This is a genomic window from Rhizobium sp. C4 (assembly GCF_021026315.1).
Taxonomy (GTDB): domain Bacteria; phylum Pseudomonadota; class Alphaproteobacteria; order Rhizobiales; family Rhizobiaceae; genus Ensifer_A.
Window position 1 is genome coordinate 36,697 of record NZ_JAJNCX010000008.1, and the last position, 19,243, is coordinate 55,939.

Annotated in this window: 17 protein-coding genes and 1 riboswitch; of the genes, 8 read left to right on the plus strand and 9 right to left on the minus strand. The window is 63.2% G+C overall.

Annotated elements, in window-relative coordinates; translation table 11 throughout:
- Window positions 1-5: 5 nt before the first annotated feature.
- The 3 genes from LQK84_RS14900 to LQK84_RS14910 form a co-directional block, all read right to left on the minus strand.
- Window positions 6-965: a biotin-dependent carboxyltransferase family protein gene (locus tag LQK84_RS14900; RefSeq protein ID WP_230829519.1), complete on the minus strand. Its 960-nt coding sequence runs from the start codon at window positions 963-965 to the stop codon at window positions 6-8.
- The gene (gene pxpB, locus LQK84_RS14905) at window positions 962-1,621 is read right to left on the minus strand and encodes a 5-oxoprolinase subunit PxpB (protein ID WP_230829520.1); all 660 of its coding nucleotides are present in this window, start codon (window positions 1,619-1,621) and stop codon (window positions 962-964) included. The genes LQK84_RS14900 and pxpB overlap by 4 nt, the downstream gene beginning before the upstream one ends.
- Before the next feature lie 133 nt (window positions 1,622-1,754).
- Window positions 1,755-2,927 carry a fumarylacetoacetate hydrolase family protein gene (locus LQK84_RS14910; RefSeq protein WP_230829521.1) on the minus strand — a complete coding sequence of 391 codons (1,173 nt, stop codon included), beginning with the start codon at window positions 2,925-2,927 and terminating at the stop codon, window positions 1,755-1,757.
- 292 nt (window positions 2,928-3,219) lie between these two features.
- Here LQK84_RS14910 and ytfQ point away from each other — a divergent pair, with 292 nt between their 5' ends.
- The 5 genes from ytfQ (at window position 3,220) to LQK84_RS14935 (ending at window position 8,581) form a co-directional block, all read left to right on the plus strand.
- Complete coding sequence (gene ytfQ, locus LQK84_RS14915; protein WP_230829522.1) at window positions 3,220-4,191, plus strand: galactofuranose ABC transporter, galactofuranose-binding protein YtfQ; 972 nt, start codon at window positions 3,220-3,222, stop codon at window positions 4,189-4,191.
- Between the two features lie 122 nt (window positions 4,192-4,313).
- Entirely contained in the window at window positions 4,314-5,858 is a 1,545-nt protein-coding gene (locus tag LQK84_RS14920; protein WP_230829523.1) for a sugar ABC transporter ATP-binding protein, read from the plus strand.
- Window positions 5,855-6,862, plus strand: coding sequence for an ABC transporter permease (locus LQK84_RS14925; protein WP_230829524.1), 1,008 nt, complete (start codon window positions 5,855-5,857; stop codon window positions 6,860-6,862). Before LQK84_RS14920 ends, LQK84_RS14925 begins: the two co-directional genes overlap by 4 nt.
- Entirely contained in the window at window positions 6,859-7,845 is a 987-nt protein-coding gene (gene yjfF / locus LQK84_RS14930) for a galactofuranose ABC transporter, permease protein YjfF (RefSeq protein WP_230829525.1), read from the plus strand. The genes LQK84_RS14925 and yjfF overlap by 4 nt, the downstream gene beginning before the upstream one ends.
- On the plus strand, window positions 7,838-8,581 hold the full coding sequence (locus LQK84_RS14935; RefSeq protein WP_230829526.1) for a FadR/GntR family transcriptional regulator: 744 nt from the start codon (window positions 7,838-7,840) through the stop codon (window positions 8,579-8,581). Before yjfF ends, LQK84_RS14935 begins: the two co-directional genes overlap by 8 nt.
- Before the next feature lie 6 nt (window positions 8,582-8,587).
- On the opposite strand, the gene LQK84_RS14940 is transcribed toward LQK84_RS14935, so the two are convergent.
- Window positions 8,588-9,637, minus strand: coding sequence for a GGDEF domain-containing protein (locus LQK84_RS14940; RefSeq protein WP_230829527.1), 1,050 nt, complete (start codon window positions 9,635-9,637; stop codon window positions 8,588-8,590).
- A gap of 375 nt (window positions 9,638-10,012) precedes the next feature.
- Between LQK84_RS14940 and LQK84_RS14945 the strand changes: the two genes are divergently transcribed.
- Window positions 10,013-12,316 (plus strand): xanthine dehydrogenase family protein molybdopterin-binding subunit, encoded by a 2,304-nt coding sequence (locus LQK84_RS14945; protein WP_230829528.1) that lies wholly within the window; start codon window positions 10,013-10,015, stop codon window positions 12,314-12,316.
- A 222-nt stretch (window positions 12,317-12,538) separates the two neighbouring features.
- On the opposite strand, the gene LQK84_RS14950 is transcribed toward LQK84_RS14945, so the two are convergent.
- From LQK84_RS14950 to LQK84_RS14965, 4 genes are all read right to left on the minus strand, one after another.
- Window positions 12,539-13,549 (minus strand): FecCD family ABC transporter permease, encoded by a 1,011-nt coding sequence (locus tag LQK84_RS14950; RefSeq protein ID WP_230829529.1) that lies wholly within the window; start codon window positions 13,547-13,549, stop codon window positions 12,539-12,541.
- Between the two features lie 2 nt (window positions 13,550-13,551).
- On the minus strand, window positions 13,552-14,499 hold the full coding sequence (locus tag LQK84_RS14955; protein ID WP_230829530.1) for an ABC transporter substrate-binding protein: 948 nt from the start codon (window positions 14,497-14,499) through the stop codon (window positions 13,552-13,554).
- Window positions 14,500-14,529: 30 nt separating this feature from the next.
- A complete protein-coding gene (locus LQK84_RS14960) occupies window positions 14,530-15,300 on the minus strand; it encodes an ABC transporter ATP-binding protein (RefSeq protein WP_230829531.1) in 771 nt (256 codons plus the stop codon).
- Window positions 15,301-15,396: 96 nt separating this feature from the next.
- Window positions 15,397-15,610: riboswitch (cobalamin riboswitch) on the minus strand.
- Window positions 15,611-15,668: 58 nt separating this feature from the next.
- The gene (locus LQK84_RS14965; protein ID WP_230829532.1) at window positions 15,669-16,652 is read right to left on the minus strand and encodes a CobW family GTP-binding protein; all 984 of its coding nucleotides are present in this window, start codon (window positions 16,650-16,652) and stop codon (window positions 15,669-15,671) included.
- A 147-nt stretch (window positions 16,653-16,799) separates the two neighbouring features.
- On the opposite strand from LQK84_RS14965, the gene LQK84_RS14970 reads away from it, so the two are divergent.
- Both LQK84_RS14970 and LQK84_RS14975 read left to right on the plus strand, forming a co-directional pair.
- Window positions 16,800-17,933: a CobW family GTP-binding protein gene (locus LQK84_RS14970; protein ID WP_230829533.1), complete on the plus strand. Its 1,134-nt coding sequence runs from the start codon at window positions 16,800-16,802 to the stop codon at window positions 17,931-17,933.
- On the plus strand, window positions 17,930-18,217 hold the full coding sequence (locus LQK84_RS14975; protein ID WP_230829534.1) for a hypothetical protein: 288 nt from the start codon (window positions 17,930-17,932) through the stop codon (window positions 18,215-18,217). Before LQK84_RS14970 ends, LQK84_RS14975 begins: the two co-directional genes overlap by 4 nt.
- Here the strand turns inward: LQK84_RS14975 and LQK84_RS14980 are convergent.
- Window positions 18,208-19,242, minus strand: coding sequence for a substrate-binding domain-containing protein (locus LQK84_RS14980; RefSeq protein WP_230829535.1), 1,035 nt, complete (start codon window positions 19,240-19,242; stop codon window positions 18,208-18,210). The two genes, LQK84_RS14975 and LQK84_RS14980, sit on opposite strands and share 10 nt — an antisense overlap.
- Between the last annotated feature and the right edge of the window lies 1 nt (window position 19,243).

Consider the following 19,243-nt stretch of genomic DNA (forward strand, 5'->3'; position numbering starts at 1 on the left):
CAGTCCTAACCAGCCAGCGACCGGGCCACGGCCACGGTACGGGCGAGTGCGTCGATCTCAAGGCGCTGCCTGCGAAGCGCGGCATTGGCTTCGTCCGGCGTCACTTCGGTGAAGAGAAAGCGGCTTTCGGGTCCGGCCTGCCCGACGATCCAGAGATCCGCCTCGATGATGGTCGCGATCTTCGGATAGCCGCCGCATGTATTGGCATCCGCCAGCTGGATGATCGGCTTGCCGGAGGGCGGAACCTGGATCGTGCCGGGCAGGATGCCATGCGACATCAGTTCCAGCCGGCGCTCAAGCTTCAGTTCCGGGCCTTCGAGGCGATAGCCCATGCGGTCCGCCTCCGGCGTCACCCGCCAGGACCAGCGCGAGAAAAGCTTGCGGGCATCGGCAGAGAAGACCGAAAACTCCGCCGCCGGCACGGCCCGAACGGGGAGCGGATTGGCAAAGTCGAGCATCGCGAAAGGGTCGAGCGCCGCGCCGAAGGCCCGCATCGGCGGCATGGCCGCCACCGTCAGCCGGTCGCCGCGCCTCAGGCCGCGCCCTTCCAGCCCGCCATAGCCGGATTTGAGGTCCGTCGCGCGTGAGCCCAGCACCGGCTCGATCTCGATGCCGCCGGCGAAAGTGATATAGACGCGCGCACCCTTTTCCGGCGGCGCGATCACCAGCGTCTCGCCTTCGGCCGCACTTGCCGCCCAGCGCGGCGGCAGCGGGCGTCCGCCAAGCGTAACGTCACCTTCCGCGCCGGTGACGGCAAAGCGGGTCGGCTGATCGAAGCGCAAGCGGAAGGGGAAGATGGCGATCTCCAGGCCCGCCGCATTCAGATCGTTGCCCAGCAGCGCATTACCGATCATCAGCGACAGGCGATCCATCGCGCCGCTGCGGCTCACCCCGATATCGAAGCGACCATTGCGGCCGAGATCCTGGATCGAATTCGCCGCACCCGTCGTCAGCACCTCGATCATAGCCAGACATCCTCGATGGTGAAGCGGACGATGTCGCCCGGTGCCAGTGTCGAGGGCTCGTCGCGATGCGGATCGAAGAGTGCGATCTTGGTATGGCCGATGATATGCCAGCCCGAAGGCGAGGTCTGCGGCATGACGGCGGCCTGCGCGCCGCCGACGATCACCGATCCGACGGGGACGGCAAGCCGCGGCGTCGAGCGCCGGGCAATCGCCAGCGCCGGATCGAGACCGGACAGATAGGGAAATCCCGGCATCGCGCCAATCGCCGCCACCTGATAGGTCCCCGCCGCATGGCGCTGCGCGGCCTCAAGCGGGGCGAGCCCGCAATGGCGCGACCAGGGCTTGAAATCCTCGCCATTCTGCCCGCCATAGACGACGGGAATTTCCACCGTCTTGCCACGACGCGGCAGCGGCTGCGCCTTGGCCCAGCGGTCGGTGAGTTCCCGGCGCGCCTCTTCCGGCGCGATCTGCTCGGGGTCAAAGAGCGCAAGGATGTTGTTCATGCCCGGCACGGTTTCGATGAAGCCCGGTGCCGAGGTCAGGTCGCTCGCCAGCGACCAGATGCGCTTCTGGAACTGGTCATCGAAACGGCTTGAATTGGATTGCAGGAGCAATGCACTTCCGCCGGAAAAACTGATCGTGATCGGCTCTCGCATGACGGTTGGCGGCTCCCCTTTCGCCGGATCGGAAGCGCGAGACTCATGCCCGCCCTTCCGTTGCGTCAGGATGGCCCTTTCAGCCAACGAAAACAAGGAACAGACAAGGTTATCCCCTGCCCTCGTCCCAGGCTCAGAGACGATCGATCAGCCCGCGCGCGGCCAGGTTCTTCATCAGTGCCCGCACGCCGAAGCTCCATGGCGGGCAGGCATCCGTGCGGTCCACGAAGTTGACGAGTCGGCCGAGACGGGGCGAAGCGATCTCCACCCGGTCGCCGATCTCGTGCGTGAAGCCGAGACCCGGGCCACGGCGATCCTTGACGGGCGCGAACATGGTGCCGAGGAAGAGAGCCGCGCCATCGGGATATTGATGGTTGCGGTTCAGCATCTGGCCGGCCAGGTTCTTCGGCGTGCGGCTGATCGCCGACATGTGGCTGACGCCGGTCATCTCGAACCCATCGTCCCCCGTCACGCTCAAGGAGACGCTCAGGCTGCCGACATCGTCCAGCGTGAAGCCCTGATCGAAGAGGCGGATGAATGGGCCGATGGCGCAGGAGGCATTGTTGTCCTTCGCCTTGCCGAGCAGCAGGGCCGAACGGCCTTCGACGTCGCGAAGGTTCACGTCATTGCCAAGCGTCGCGCCGACAATGGTTCCGTCCGAGCGCACGGCGAGCACCACTTCCGGCTCCGGATTGTTCCATTCGGAGATCGGATGGATGCCGACCTTCGCCCCGCAGCCAACGGCCGACATGGGCTGCGCCTTGGTGAAGATTTCCGCATCCGGGCCGATGCCGACTTCAAGATATTGCGACCAGAGCCCCATGTCCTGCAGCAGCGCCTTGACCTTGGCGGCCTCCGGCGAACCGGCGACCACACCCTTCAGGCTCTCGCCGAGCACGGGCGCGAGCCGCTTGCGGATCTCCTCTGCCCGGCCGCTGTCGCCTTTTGCCTGTTCCTCGATCACACGCTCCAGCATGCTGCCGGCAAAGGTGACGCCCGCCGCCTTGATGGCCTGGAGATCGACAGGCGCCAGAAGTTCGCCCGCCTCACCGCTCAGAAACGCGTCGAGCGGGCCGAGATCTGCAAGCCCGGTCAGGCCGGAAAGCCATGTCGCCACATCCGGCTTTTCCAGAAGCGAGGCGATCGTGGCGACGTGACCGGAGAGGTCGAGGAGACGTCCGGCGCGCAAGATCACCGGCGACGGGCCATCGGCGGCCTTGGACCAGACGCGGCCGACCAGCAGCGCCTCATCGGAATCCTCCGGCAAAATGGTTGCTGCGGTGAGCGGCGGTCTCGCATTTGCCATGAATTCCTCCCGAATTTTTATCTGGCGCGGAGTTCCGTTTTGGACGATTCAGACGCGTCGCGCAATCGTCGCCGTTGCGCTGCGCCTGCACAACGCAGGTGCGGGAAGCTCTTGATTCAATGTTGATTGCGGAACCTTTCCGGCAGCATCTCCTGCGGGCATTTTCATCTTTTACGTGCATAAAATGGTGCCAAATACACTTTTTATGAGGATATATTTACATATAATAGTACTTTTGATAGCGTCCCCTCAGCTACCCGGAGAGAGTGGGTAAGCATTGTGGGAGGAAATCATGAAGTTCTTTACGAAGCTCGCGGTCGCCGCGGGCGTTGCTGCCCTGTTGTCTTCTGCTGCCTATGCCGACAGCCTGAAGGGCAAGACGATCGGCTTCTCGCAGATCGGTTCGGAATCCGGCTGGCGCGCCGCTGAAACCTCGGTCACCAAGCAGCAGGCTGAGAAGCGTGGCATCAATCTGAAGTTCGCCGATGCCCAGCAGAAGCAGGAAAACCAGATCAAGGCCATCCGCGGCTTCATCGCCCAGGGCGTTGACGCCATCCTCGTCGCTCCGGTCGTATCCACCGGTTGGGATGCCGTTCTCGGCGAAGCCAAGGACGCCAAGATCCCGGTCATCCTTCTCGACCGCGGCGTTGACGCTCCGCAGGACCTCTACCTGACCTCGGTTGCTTCCGACCAGGTGAAGGAAGGCAAGGTCGCCGGCGACTGGCTCGTCAAGACCGTTGGCGACAAGAAGTGCAACGTCGTCGAACTCCAGGGCACCGTCGGCTCCACGCCGGCCATCAACCGCAAGAAGGGCTTTGAAGAAGCCATCAAGGGCCACGACAACATCAAGATCGTGCGCAGCCAGACCGGCGACTTCACCCGCTCCAAGGGCAAGGAGGTCATGGAAGGCTTCCTGAAGGCTGAAGACGGCGGCAAGAACATCTGCGCCATGTATGCCCACAACGACGACATGGCTGTCGGTGGCATTCAGGCCATCAAGGATGCCGGCCTGAAGCCGGGCAAGGACGTTCTCGTCGTCTCCGTTGACGCCGTTCCGGATATCTTCAAGGCCATGATGACCGGCGAAGCCAACGCGACGGTCGAACTGACGCCGAACATGGCAGGCCCCGCCTTTGACGCGCTCGACGCCTACTGGACGAGCAAGAAGGCACCGGAAAAGTTCATCATCACGGAATCGAAGCTCTACACGCCGAACGACGATCCGAAGAAGGTGTACGAAGAAAAGAAGGGTCTGGGTTACTGATCCCGGAGTAGCCCTCAAGCCATGAAACTCATGGCTGAAAAGCGTTCCGTCGGACCATCCGGCGGAACGTTCTTGTCTTCGGTTGCAACACCGTAAAAGATTGCGAAAACGGGAGGGGAACGATGGTCGATCATCAAACCGACAATTCGTTCGTGCTGGAAGCACGCGGCGTCATCAAGATATTCGGCCAGAGCCGGGCGCTCGACGGCGTCAATTTCGGCCTAAGGCGCGGCGAAGTCCATGCGCTGCTCGGCGAAAACGGCGCCGGCAAGTCGACACTCATCAAGATCCTGACGGGTGCCTACCAGCCGGATGGTGGCGAAGTCCTGCTCGATGGCGAGCCCGTGCATTTCGCCGATCCGCTGCATGCCCAGTCGCATGGCATCGGCACGGTCTATCAGGAGGTCAACCTCCTGCCGAACCGCTCGGTTGCCGAAAACCTCTTCCTCGGCCGCCAGCCGACCCGCTTCGGCTTCGTGCGCAAGTCGCTGATCGAGAAAAACGCCCGCGAGCTTCTGTCGCGCTATGGCCTCGACATCGACGTGCAGGCCGAGCTTGGCACCTATTCGGTTGCCGTCCAGCAAATCGTGGCGATTGCCCGCGCCGTCGAATTGTCCGGCAAGGTCCTCGTGCTCGACGAGCCGACCGCCAGCCTCGACAAGCTCGAGGTCGAGAAGCTGTTCGAAGTGGTCACGCAGCTTAAAGAACGCGGCATGGCCATCGTCTTCATTACCCATTTCCTAGATCAGGTCTTCGCCATTTCCGATCGCGTCACGATCCTGCGCAACGGCCGCCTGATCGGCACCGAACCGCTCTCTGGCCTGACGCGCACCGATGTCGTGCGCATGATGCTCGGCAAGGACATTACCTTCGCTCCCGCCGTCACCGGCATCGAGGAGCGTGCGGCCGGCCCGGCGCTGGTGGAATTCACGGAGTGCGGCAAGGCCGGCAAGATCCATCCCTTCTCGCTCAAGATCCGCCGCGGCGAAGTGGTCGGCGTTGCCGGCCTCCTCGGATCCGGGCGCACCGAAATGGCGCGCATCATGTTCGGCGCGGACCAGTGCGATGCCGGCGAAATCCGCATCGGCGACAAGCCGGTCGCGCTGAAATCGCCGGTGCAGGCCATCGCCCACGGCTTCGGCTTCTGCCCGGAAGACCGCAAGGTCGAGGGCATTCTGGGCGACCTGTCGGTGCGCGAAAACATCGTCATCGCGCTCCAGGGCAAGCTCGGCTGGTTCAAGGCGTTGAACCGCGACGAGCAGATGGAGATTGCCGGCAAGTTTGCCGAAGATCTCGACATCCGCGCCGCCTCGCTCGACATGCCGGTCAAGCTCTTGTCCGGCGGCAACCAGCAGAAGGTGATCCTCGCCCGCTGGCTGGCAACCGACCCCAATTTCCTGATCCTCGACGAGCCGACCCGCGGCATCGATGTCGGCGCCCATGCCGAAATCGTGCGCACCATCAACCGGCTGCGCGAGGAAGGTCTCGCCCTTCTCGTCATCTCGTCGGAACTCGACGAAATCGTCGCCTATTCGTCCCGCATCGTCGTGATGCGAGACCGCGAAATGGTGGCCGAGCTGACCGGCGACAACATCAACCCGTCCGTCATCGTCCAGGCGATTGCCGCCCAGCATGAAACGGTTTCGGCCGAGGGAGCAAGCGTATGAAACTGAAGAAACTCTCCCCGCTTGTGAACCCGCAGTCGATCGCGCTTGTCGTCGTGCTGCTCGTCAACTGGGCCCTGTTCCCCGGCTTTTTCAACGTCACCTGGCAGGACGGCCGGCTTTTCGGCAGTCTGATCGACGTGCTCAATCGCGGTGTCCCGGTGGCGATCTTGGCCATCGGCATGTCGGCCGTCATCGCCACCAAGGGCGTCGACCTGTCGGTCGGCGCGGTCATGGCCATTTCCGGCGCCGTTGCCGCCACGCTGGTCACGGACGGCTATCCGGCTTCTGTCGCCGTGATTGCGGCCCTGGCCATCGGCGTCCTCTGCGGCGTCTGGAACGGCGTCCTCGTCGCCTTCCTGGAAATCCAGCCGATCATCGCAACCCTCGTTCTCATGGTTGCCGGGCGCGGCATCGCGCAGCTGATCACGGCGGGCTCGATCGTGACCTTCGCCGATCCGCTGCTGATTTCGATCGGCACGGGCTCGTTTGCGGGGCTGCCAATGCCGGTCGTCATCGCGATCGTCCTGCTCTTCATCAGCGTCTTCGTGGTGCGCTCCAGTGCCGTCGGCCTGTTCATCGAATCCGTCGGCGTCAACCGCGCGGCGGCGAGCCTTGCCGGCATCCGCAGCGGCCTTCTTCTGGTCGCCGTCTATGGCTTCTCCGGCTTCTGCGCCGCCATCTCCGGCCTCATCGTTGCCGGCGACATCAAGGGGGCTGACGCCAACAATGCCGGGCTCTGGCTCGAGCTGGATGCGATCCTCGCGGTCGTCATCGGCGGCACGTCGCTGCTCGGCGGGCGGTTCTCGATTGCCATGTCGGTGCTGGGCGCCATCATCATCCAGGCGATGAACACCGGCATTCTCGTGTCGGGCTTCCCGCCGGAATTCAACCTCGTGGTCAAGGCCGGCGTCATCATCCTGATCTTCACCATGCAGTCGCCGCTCGCCACCCGCCTCATCGAAATGCGCAAGACCCAGCGCGCTGTCGCCAGGAAAGCATCATGAACCGCAGTCTCCGTCCGCTGGCGGCCACCGCCGTCATTTTCGCGCTCGCCTATGCGGCCAGCATCTTCCAGTTTCCGGGCATGTTCTCCACGCGCGTGCTCGGCAACTTCCTCACCGACAACGCCTTCCTTGGCATCACCGCCGTCGGCATGACCTTCGTCATCATCTCGGGCGGCATCGATCTTTCGGTCGGCGCCATCATCGGCTTCACCGGCGTGCTGATTGCCGTGCTCATCGGCTGGGCGGGCATCCACCCGCTCGCGGCCTTTGTCATCGCGCTCGTTGTGGCCGGGGCCTTTGGCGCCGCTATGGGAGCCGCGATCCACTATCTGGAAGTGCCGCCCTTCATCGTAACGCTGGCCGGCATGTTCCTGGCGCGCGGGGCAGCCTCCGTCATCACGCAGGATTCCATTCCCGTCACGCATGAATTCTATTCCAAGGTCACCTCCACCTACTGGCTGATGCCGGGCGGCGGTCGCTTGAGCATGATCGGCGCGCTGATGATCATCGTCTTCATCGTCGGCGCTCTCGTTGCACATCGCACCCGCTTCGGCTCGAATGTCTATGCGCTCGGCGGCAACGCCACGTCGGCTGCCCTCATGGGCGTGCCGGTGGCGCGCACGACGATCCTCATCTACACGCTCTCTGCAACGCTGTCCGGTCTCGCCGGCATCGTCTTCTCGCTCTACACGTCCGCCGGCTATCCCCTGGCCGCGGTCGGCGTCGAGCTCGACGCGATCGGCGCTGTCGTCATCGGCGGCACGCTGCTCACCGGCGGCTACGGTTTCGTGGCCGGCACCTTCATCGGCGTCATGCTGCAGGGTCTTGTCCAAACATACATTATTTTCGATGGAACCCTTTCAAGCTGGTGGACGAAGATAGTAATAGGTGGCCTGTTGTTCGTCTTCATCGTGCTGCAGAGGCTCGTCTTCTCTGCGTCCTCTTCGCGGTCCAAGGTGTTTTGGAAATTGAAACATGAGTGAACCCGGCAGCCTGATTCGCTCCCGAACAGGGCGGTCGGCTGCGCCGAACTTCCACTCCTTCGTCATCAACGAACTGGGGCTCGGCATCGTCACCGGCAAATTCCCTGCGGGCTCGATCCTGCCGCGGGATGCCGAACTCATGGACATGTACGGGGTCTCGCGCACCGTGTTGCGCGAGGCGCTGAAGACACTGGAAGCCAAGGGCATGGTCGAGGCGCGGCCAAAGGTCGGCACGCGCGTGGCGGCGAAGAACCGCTGGGCCTATTTCGACCAGCAGGTGCTGCTCTGGCTCTTCGAAGGCGGATTTGATGCCAGCCTTGCGGCACATTTCTTCTCGATCCGCCGCCTGATCGAAGGCGAGGCCGTGCGGCTTGCCTGTCGCAACCGCACGGCGGATCAGGTCCGCACCATGTATTACTGGCTGCAGCAGATGAGCATTTCACGCGGCGTGTCGGAGAGCTTCGCGCTGGCCAATCTGGAACTCCACCAGATTTTTCTCACCGCCTCGCAGAACCCTCTGATGCGTGCGGCACTCGGCGTCGTCGAATTCACGCTCGCAGCCGCCATGCCGAAGGGCGAGTTCACCGACGGAACCTCGCCCTATTACGAAACCTCGATCTTCACGCAGCGCGCGCTGGCCCAGGCCGTCGAGGCCGGCAATCAGGACAACGCCTGCGAAAATCTGCTGCGCATTCTCGAGCTTGAAGAGGCGAGCGCCTCGGCAAACCTGAAATAGGCGGGCTCAGATCGCCTTCGTGTACATCATCCTGTTGTTGCTCAGCGCGCCGCGCAGCTCCATCGAATAGACGGTGGTGCGATTTCTGCCGCCGTTCTTGGAGGAATAGAGGGCAAGGTCGGAGTTCTGATAGAACTCCACGCCATCGAGCGCATCGTCTGCCATGCTGACGCCGAGCGAGATCGTCACGGGATCCACCTTCGCGCCGCCCTTGATTTCGAAGATGATCGAGGCGACTTCCTGGCGAACCAGTTCGGCGAGGCGTCCCGCCTCTTCCGACGACATGTTTTCTGCAATGAGCGCGAATTCCTCGCCGCCCGGACGTGCCACGAAGATGTTGCGCCCGGCGAACTTGGCAAGCGACTGGCCCACGGCCGTCAGGACCTTGTCGCCGACCGGGTGGCCATAGGTGTCGTTGAAGCGCTTGAAATGATCGATATCGGCGAGAATCAGCGCGCAGCCGCCAAGCTTGCGGTATTTCGCGAAGGCGGATGCCATGCGGTCGTCGAAGGCGCGGCGATTGAAGAGCCCGGTGAGGCTGTCGATATAGGCGAGCCGCTTGTATTCGTTGAGCTTGCGGCGCATTTCCTGCAGGCTCGCCGACTTGTTCTCCGCCTCGGCCATGACATTGCCGTTGGCGGCCAGCGTCTTTTCGGTCACCGTCTGGATGTCCGCAATCGCCTGCGCGATCTGGCCGAGCGACTTGTCGTCATTGGCGGCCAGCGTCTTCTTGAGGCCGTTGAGCGACGCGCCGTGATTTTCCAGCTCGTCCTTCTCGCGGCCCAGCAGGTTCAGCAGGGCGGCAAGCTCCTCGGAAAGGTTGCTATGCGCCTTGTCGATCTGCCGGTTTCGGCGCAACTCGCCCATATATTTGTCGAACAGGGCATCGAGCTGCACCTGCATCGGCTGCAGACCGAGCGCCGCAAGCTCGGAAGACAGCTTCGTATTCGAACCTATGACCGCCTCGTAAAACAGCTCATAGTTGCGAGGCAGCGGCGGAACCTTGCGCCTGCGCATTAGCTCTGTCACCGGATTGCTGACGACAACGGCACACATGCTCGATCATTCCCTTTGATCCAAAGAACATCAACCGGGGGTAACAGGGCCACGCGCACCGCCTGCGGATGCGCCGAAAGCCCGGTCTCGGGCGGTTCGGCATCTCCATGATCCGCGACCCGCCATCCCCAAGTTTCATTCCCTATTTCTTGGGGTAATGTGTTGAGATATTGCTAACGTTAACCTGCTCATTTCAGAAAAACTGCAACTTCTGGCAATCGGCGCGACATCCTTCCCTCAAGCGCGATCACAGATTGACAAATGCCTGTTGCGCCTTCGATAGTGGGCTATCAGCAATTGCCGGACAGCGACTCGTGATCGTCCGGCCACAGCAGCACCGCCCGGTGCGCCGCCTGCCTGATTCCGGAGGAAAATATGAACGTCTACACCGCGAAATTCGGCTTGGGAGCCTCTGTTCTGCGCCTTGAAGACAACGCGCTTCTCAAGGGCGAGGGCAAATTTACCGACGACCTGAAATTCGAGGGCGTTCTGCACGGCTATGTCCTGCGCTCGCCGGTCGCCTGCGGCACATTCCGGATCAATTCGGTGGAGGCCGCACGCGAAGCGCCGGGCGTGCATCTGGTGCTGACGGCCGAGGACATCACCCACCTGCCGGACTTGCCGCCGCAGGCGTTGCTGCCGGGCGAGGACGGCAATAAGCCGGTGCCGCATGGCATTCCGCTCCTCTGTCGCGATCGCGTGCGCTATGTCGGCGATGCGGTGGCCTTCATCGTTGCCGAAAGCCGCGCGCTGGCGCAGGACGCTGCCGAACTCATCGACCTCGACTATGACATGGAAGAGGCCGTCATCGGCGCGGAGGCCGCACTGGCCGAAGGCGCACCGAAGGTCTGGCCCGATCTCGCCTCCAACGCCGCCGTCACCTACCGCATGGGCGACCGCGCCAGGAGCGACGCGGCTTTCGAAAAGGCTGCCCATGTCAGCCGTGTCGAATTCATCAACAACCGCCTCGTCTGCAACTACATGGAGCCGCGCTCGGCGGTCGCCGAATGGAAGGGCGAAGACGAAGGCTTCGTTCTGACCACCGGCACGCAGGGCGTCCATGGTTTCCAGGAGATCCTGTCGCGCGATATCTTCAAGATCGATCCGGCAAAGCTGCGCGTCCTGACCTTCGACGTCGGCGGCGCGTTCGGCCCCAAGGGCTTCGTCTATCGCGAATATCCGCTCGTCATGGAAGCAGCCCGCCAGCTTGGCCGGCCGGTCAAGTGGACCGCCGACCGCACCGAGCATTTCCTCACCGATGCGCAAGGCCGCGACAATCTCTCGGTTGCTGAAATGGCAATGGACGAAAACGGCCGCTTCCTGGCGCTGCGCGTGCGCACCAAGGCGAGCTTCGGGGCCTATATCTCGCAGTTCGGGCCTTACATCCCTTACGTCGGCGCGACCATGCTGACCGGCGTCTACGACCTTCCCGCCGTCGATATCGCCGTCACCTGTTATTATGACAATGCCTGTCCGGTGGACGCCTATCGCGGCGCCGGCCGGCCGGAGGCAGCACTTCTCCTTGAAAAGCTCGCCGACCAGTGCGCCCGCGATCTGAATGTGGGTGCGGACGAAATCCGCCGGCGCAATTTCATCCGGCCGGAACAGTTTCCCTACAAGACCGTGCTCGGCCGCTCCTACGATGTCGGCAATTTCGACGGGCATCTGGAAGCAGCACTGGAAAAGGCCGGCTGGGCCGATTTTGACGCACGGCTGAAGGCGTCCAAGGCGCGCGGGATGATCCGCGGCATCGGCCTTGCCACCTATATCGAATGCTGCGCCTTCCCGGGCGGCGAGCCGGTGCATCTGACGCTGGAAACCGACGGCACGGTGACCCTCGACATCGGCACGCAGACCGGCGGCCAGGGGCATGCCACGGCCTATACGCAATTTGTCTCTGACAAGCTGAACCTGCCGCCGGAGAAGATCATCGTCCGGCAGGGCGACACATCACGGCTGAAAACCGGCGGCGGCACGGGCGGCTCTCGCTCGATCCCGCTCGGCGGCGTCTCGGCCGCCCGCGCCGGCGAGGATCTGGCAAAGAAGATCCGCAAGCTCGCCGCCGACGAGCTGGAAGCAGCGGAAACCGATATCGAATTCGACAACGGCATTGCCCGCATCGCCGGCACCGACCGGACAGTGGACTTTGCAACGCTTGCCGGCAAGGCGAAGAACCCGGAAGACCTGAAGGGCCTCGGCGAATTCACCTCGGAAGAATGCACCTATCCGAACGGCACGCATATCTGCGAAGTCGAGATCGACCCGGAAACCGGCGCGCTCGAAATCGTCGGCTATACGGTCGTGGACGATTTCGGCGTCGTGGTGAACCCGATCCTGCTTCAGGGCCAGGTCCATGGCGGCATCGTGCAGGGCATCGGCCAGGCGCTGAGCGAAGGTGCGGTCTATGCGGAGGACGGACAGCTGCTGACGGCGAGCTTCATGGATTACGCCATGCCACGCGCCGACAATCTGCCGATGTTCGACTGGGACGGCGCGCATGTGCCCTCCACCATCAACCCGCTCGGCATCAAGGGCGCCGGCGAAGCCGGCACGATCGGCGCAACACCCGCCGCCCTCAATGCCGTGACCGACGCGCTCTACCGCGCCTATGGCATTGGCCATATCGAAATGCCGACGACCCCGCAGCGGATCTGGCAGGCGATCCAGTCGGTGAAATAGTCTTGCTTGGCGCTTGAGGGACCCAACCCCCTCTGGCCTGCCGGCCATCTCCCCCGCAAGGGGGGAGATTGACTCGTGGCGCGAACGCCGTCCGATAACTGCGCATCAAACCAGGACGTCAGCTGTTGGAGTAAGCGTGCTCGTCTTGCCGATCTCCCCCCTTGCGGGGGAGATGCCTGGCTAGGCAGAGGGGGGTTCCGCAGACGCGATGCTCGAACGCGTTCACCGCTTCCCGTGCATCAGCATGGCAATCACAAAAAACGCGCCGATCGAACTCGTCACCACCCCCACCGGCAATTCCTGCGGCGGCAGAAGCGTGCGGGCCAGCAGATCGCTGCCCAGCATCAGCGCCGCCCCGATCAGGCTGGACACAATGGCAAGGCGTGCATGCAGCGGGCCGGCAAAGGCTCGGGCGATATGCGGCACCATGAGGCCGATGAAGCCGATGACGCCGGTGATCGAGACAAGCAGCGCGGTCGAGAAGCTGGCGACAAGGAAGGTCACATTGCGCAGCCGCTTCACCGGCACGCCGAGACTTTCCGCCGTCTGCTCGCCACCGAGCAGGGCATCGAGCTGCCGGTGCCGCGCCAACGTATAGGCAAGCACCATCCCGGCACCCGCCACGCCGATGCCGATATTGTGCCAGCTGGAAAGGCCAAGCCCGCCCATCGTCCAGAAGAGCACCGAATGGGCGGCGCGCTGGTCGCCGGAAAAGACGAGATAATTGGTCAGCGCCGTGAAGAGAAACGACACGGCAAGCCCGGCCAGAACCAGCCGCTCATTGCCCTGCCCCTCCGTGCGCCGCAGCAGGAAGAGCACGGCCCCCGTTGCGCACATGCCGCCGGTGAAGGCGGCAATCGGCAGGGTGAAGACGCCAAGCTGATCGCCGACGCGGGTGATGACGGCCACAGCACCAGCCGCCGCCCCCGCCGAGAGACCAAAGAGAAACGGGTCGGCGAGATCATTGCGGGTGATGGTCTGGAGCAGCAGGCCGATGACGGCAAGGCCAGCCCCGACCGCAATTGCCACCAGCGCGCGCGGCAGGCGCAGATCGACGATGATCCGATCAATCGGCGTGGCGGCGCTGGCATGGCTCAAGCCCACGGCGCGGGCAATCGCGCCCACCACCTGATCGAGCGGAATGACCGTCGAGCCATAGGCAACCGAAATGCAGGCCAGGATGACGACAGCGAGGATCGCCGCCGTCACACCAAAAGCAAAGCGCGCGGTCACGCTCAGAAGGCTTCCGGATGGAGCGCGCGGGCGATCTTGCCGATGGCCTTGATATTGTCCGGGCCGGGGGTCAGCTCTTCATAGCGCAGCGCCACGAAACGGTTGTTCTTCACCGCATCCGTTTCCTTCATGGCCGGGTGAGCCTTCAGGAAATCGAGCAGCTTCTTGTAGCCGGCGCCGTCCTGATAATCGAGCAGGACGAGGAATTGCGGATTGCGCGCGGCAACCGTTTCCCAATCCGTATTGCCCCAGCTCGTCTGCATGTCGGCCATGATGTTCTGGCCGCCGGCCGCCTCGATCATGGCGCTCGGGATCGCGAACTTGCCGGCGGTGAAGGGCTTGTCCTCGCCGGAATCATAGAGGAAGACGCGCGTGCCGGCATTCTTGCCGACTTTTTCCCGGATACCGGCCAGCTCGACCTTCCAGCCGTCGATCAGCTTGCCGGCTTCGGCTTCCTTGCCGAAGATCTTGCCGAGCTTTTCCATGTCGCCGAAGAGCAGGTCCATGGAGGCGGCCGGGCGGTTCTTGTCGAGATGGACGCAGCTTTCGGTCAGCACCAGCGTCTTGATGCCATGTTGGGCCAGCGTATCCGGCGTCACTTCGCCGCCCGGCTTCATGCCGTAATACCAGCCGGCGAAGAAGAAATCCGGATTGGCCGAGAGGATGTTTTCCATCGTCGGATATTTCGGCGCAAGCTCGGGGATCGAGCCCTGCTCCTTCTTGAATTCGTCATCCAGCTTGTACCAGCCGGACACGCCGGTGATGCCGACGATTTCGGGCTGCAGGCCCAGCGCGAAGGCCATTTTCGACATGTTGATGTCGTTGATCACGGCGCGCTTCGGGGCGGCGTCAAAGGTCAGCGGCTTGCCGCAGCTGTCAACGGTGACGGGGAAGGCAAAGGCGGAGCTTGCGGCAAGCGAAAGCAGGAGGCTGAGCGTGAAGCGTCTCATGGGAAGATCATCCAGTCTTTGAGGGGTGGTTCAGTGGGCGAGCGGAATGTCGAAAACGGTCAGCTCGCGGTTTTCATGCGGATGCGGCAGGCGCAGAAGATCGATGCCGAAGACGTCGCGCACCAGATCGCGCGACAGGGTCTCATCCGACGAAATCAACTTTCCATCGCGCATGACGGCCACGCGCGTGGCGAAATCCGGCACGAGATTGAGATCGTGGAGAACGGCAACGACAGTGAGGTCGAGATTGGCGACGAGCGCCAGCAGCGCACCACGGGCGCGCGGGTCGAGATGGTTCGTCGGCTCATCAAGGAAGAGAATGCGCGGCTCCTGCGCCAGCGCACGGGCAATCTGCGCCCGCTGGCGCTCGCCGCCCGAAAGGAGGCCCATTTCGCGCGTGGCAAGCGCCGTGAGGCCCGTGCGCTCCATTGCGGCATCGACAAGATCGGCGTCTTCGGCACGGGTGCGGCGCGCGGCATGCGGGATACGGCCGAGCGCCACATAGTCGCGCACGGAAATGCGCCGGTCGGGCTGGTCGGCCTGGCCGACGACGGCGATCTGGCGTGCCCGATCAATGGGTTTCAGCGCATGAAGCGGCGTGCCGTCGAGGGTAATGGAGCCGGACGTTGGGCGGCTCATGCCGCACAGGAGTTTCAGGAGCGTCGTCTTTCCCGCCCCGTTCGGCCCGATGATGGCCATGCGGTCGCCGGTGCGGATATCAAGCGAAACGGCATCGACGATCGACGCGCCACTGGGGGTGCGGAAGGTCAGGTCCTGGGCTGCAAGCGCTGTCAAACTCATCTCATCTCTCGGCAATCGGCGCTGGAGAAGGATGATCGGCCGCACGGGCGCAGAGGCGCGTGGGTCCATCAACGCTTCCCGGCACACCCCGTCCGGTTGCTACGTGTCTTGACGGCAGGTCTCCTGGCTTGCGGGTCGATAGCCCTGTCTGCCTTCCCGGTCTTTTCAGACCAGTGGCGTCGTTGACAGAGCCTCACCGCTCACAGTTGCGGGGGCAGCCATGGTTTCGGCCCCATTCGGGTCGTCCTCACCATGTTCCCTATTAATCCCTTCGGCTTTGCCTTCAGGAACCGTCACCCGCAGTTATGCGCGGGCATGCGGCGGTGTCAAGTCGCATCACCGCCGCGCGCCCTCAACAGATTTGCGGACTATTCCGCCGCCTGCCTGAAGAGCCGGCATTTGTCGAAGCCATCGATGATGACGTCCTTCGGCAGGTTGCGGCCGATGAAGACGAGACGCGTGAAGCGCTCCTCGTTTTCACGCCAGGCGCGCTGGTGATTGCCTTCCATCAGCATATGCACCCCCTGAACCACATAGCGGTCGTCGTCGCGGTCGAAGCTGATGATCCCCTTCATCCGCAGGATATCGGTGCCGAAATGCTTCACCGTCAGTTCCAGCCAGGGGAAGAAGCGTTCGGGATCAAGGGGCTCACGGGCCGTCAGCGAAAGGCTCGAGACATGGTCGTCATGCTCGTGTTCATGCGTCTCGTCGAGGAAATCGGGCTCGACTTCGAGAATGCGGTCGAGATCGAAGGCATGGCGATCGAGAAGGGCGGCGATATCAACGTCGCAGCGCTGCGAACGGATGATGGAGGCCGCCGGGTTCAGCCGACGAATGCGCTCCTCGACGGCGGCAATCTCTTCTTCGCTGACGAGGTCAACCTTGTTGAGGATGATCGTATCGGCAAAGGCGAGCTGTTCCTGCGCCTCATGGGCCTGATCGATTTCGCCGAGCAGATGCTTGGCATCGACCACGGTGATGATCGAATCGAGCCGCGTCTTCGAACGCACGTCCTCATCGACGAAGAAGGTCTGCGCCACCGGCGCAGGGTCCGCCAGGCCCGTCGTTTCGATGAGGATGCCGTCGAAGCGGTCGCGGCGGCGCATCAGCGTCTCGATGATGCGGATGAGATCGCCGCGCACCGTGCAGCAGATGCAGCCATTGTTCATCTCGAAGACTTCCTCGTCGGTGTCCACGATGAGGTCGTTGTCGATGCCGACTTCGCCGAACTCGTTGACGATGACCGCGAATTTGCGGCCATGCGGCTCGGTGAGGATGCGGTTCAAAAGCGTGGTCTTGCCCGCGCCGAGATAGCCCGTCAGCACGGTGACTGGAGTTGCTTCGCGTTCCATCGGATTGTCCTCTTCGGGTTTCGGGCAGCGACATCGCATGGCTTGCGCAGCCATCATCTCGCCGTATATGTAATGTTATCACATTACTCATCTGCCGGCGTAATAACATTACATCTGCGTCGCTTGTCAACCCCGGATCGGGACCGCATGGAAACGCCAGAACTCTCCGATCACAACCCGGCTTCGGCACCGCGCACCGGCGGCAGGCGCGCGGATAATCGTATCCCCGTGACGCTGCTGACCGGCTTTCTCGGCGCCGGCAAAACGACGCTGCTCAACGAGATCCTCACCCATCCGGCGATGACCGGGACGGCGGTGATCGTCAATGAATTCGGCACCATCCCGGTCGATCACGATCTGGTCCATTCGGGCCGCGAAACCTATCTGCGCACCTCCACCGGCTGCCTCTGCTGCACGGCGACGAGCGATATCCGCGCCTCGCTCTACGAACTGGATCAGGCGATTGCGGCGGGCGATGTGCCGCCGGTCCGCCGCGTCGTCATCGAAACGACCGGCCTTGCCGACCCCGCCCCCATCGTCAACAGCCTGATTGCCGGCGGCGCGCCGGCCATGGGTCTGCGCGACCATGTCGTGGCGCGGCGCTATCAGCTTGCCGGCGTCGTGACAGCCTTTGACGCGTTGGAAGGGCTTTCGACGCTGGAGCGCTTCATCGAAGGCTGGAAACAGCTCGCCTTTGCCGACCATATCGTGCTGACGAAAACCGATCTGCCGCATCTCGCCTGCGACTTTGCGGCAGAGCTTCAGCATCTGAACCCCGCAGCAAAACTCCATGACCGGCATGCGCCAGGCTTCGACCTCGTGTCGCTCTTCGGCACTGGTGCCTATTCGCCTGACGGCAAGGCGGAAGACGTGGTCGGGTGGCTTGCCATGGAGCGGCTGAGAGGCCCGCATGAGCACGCGCACGACCCCGCCCGCCACGGCCGGATCGAGGCGGTCGCGCTGACGCATGACGTGCCGCTCGACCGGCGCTCGCTGGATGTTTTCCTGAAGGTCGTGACCAGCAATATCGATTCCGGGCTGTTGCGGATGAAGGGGCTGTTTGCCGTTTCCGATGCGCCCGAGCGCCCGGTCGTCGCGCATGCGGTCCAGCATCGGCTCTATCCGCTGGCCCAGCTTGACCGCTGGCCGGACGAGAACCGGCAGACCCGCGTCGTGCTGATCGGTCAGGACATGCCGATCAAACAGATCCGCGAGCTTTTTGCAGCCCTTGCCCCCGCCCCGCGCCGGGCATTCGGCTGGCTGCCAGGGAGAGATGCGTGAATTCCGGTTTCGTCAATCCGCTGAAACGGCGCGCGCCCGGGCTTGTCGATCAGGCCCGCTCGATCAAGCAATGGACGCGGGAAAGTCTTTCACTCACTGAGGATACCGTTGTGTCGGTCAATGAACTGGCCTGCCATGTGCCCGGCTGCCCCCCGCAGGAAACCGTCATTCTCGTGATCCGCCCGTCGGAGACCGTTCAGGCCTCGATCCACAAGGCGATGGCCGATGTGGCTGAGGCGGATATCCAGTCCGCCACCTGGAGCAGGCCGCTCGCTCAGCGCTGAAGCCCGCGCGGTGGCTGCAGTGATTTGCCGGGCATGAACTCCACCGGGATGATCTCGCCGCGCCGCTGGTTGCGCTGCTCATCTTTCGACAGGAGATCGAGCACGGTTTCGCCAAGCCGTGTGCCGAGCGCATCAAGGTCAATCCTGAAGCAGGCGGGCGCGGGGTTGAGGAAACGCATCAGTGGGTTCTCGCGGAAGGCGACGATGGAAATGTCGCGCCCCGCCTCGACGCCCATTTCGCCGAAGGCCGCATAGACCCCCGCGGCCGTCACTTCCGAGCAGAGCAGCAGCGCCGTCGGCTGATCGCTCATCCCGGCCACCTGCTTGCCGAGGCTGAAGCCTCCCATTTCGCTGGTCGGCACGCGGATGATGAGGCTTTCGTCGACCGCAATTCCGGCCTCTGCCAGCCCCTTGAGATAGCCGGCCTTGTAGTGATAGCCGAGCGCGACATCATTATCCGGCAAACCGACGGCGATCCGCCTGTGGCCGAGCTTGACCGCCTCCTGCACGGAGCGAAGCGCTACACCTTCGAAATCAAGGTCGATCCAGGAATAGTTGCCGGGCGTCTCGCTGCGGCCCAGCGTCATGAAGGGCAGCTTCGATTTTGCCAGCTGGGCGATGCGGTGATCGATGCGGCGCGTGGCGGTCATCACCAGCGCATCGACGATGCCGCGCGCAATCACCCGCGACAGGAACTCGACGGGATCATCCGCCGAATGGCAGGGCAGGATCACCAGATCGTAGCGCTGTTCGGCGAGATAGAGGTTCATCGCATCGAGCACGACGTAGAAGAACTGGTCGCCGGACTGGTGCGCCGGATGGCCCGTCTCGATGACGAAGCCGATCGTGTTCGTCGCGCCGCGCCTCAGCGAACGCCCGGACTGATTGGCGACATAGCCGAGTTCGGCGGCGGCTTTCAGAACCTTTTCAAGCGTTTCCGGATGAACACCCGGCCGGTTGTTGAGCGCACGCGACACCGTTCCGATCGAGATATTGAGATGGTCGGCCAGCCGGCGAATGTTCATA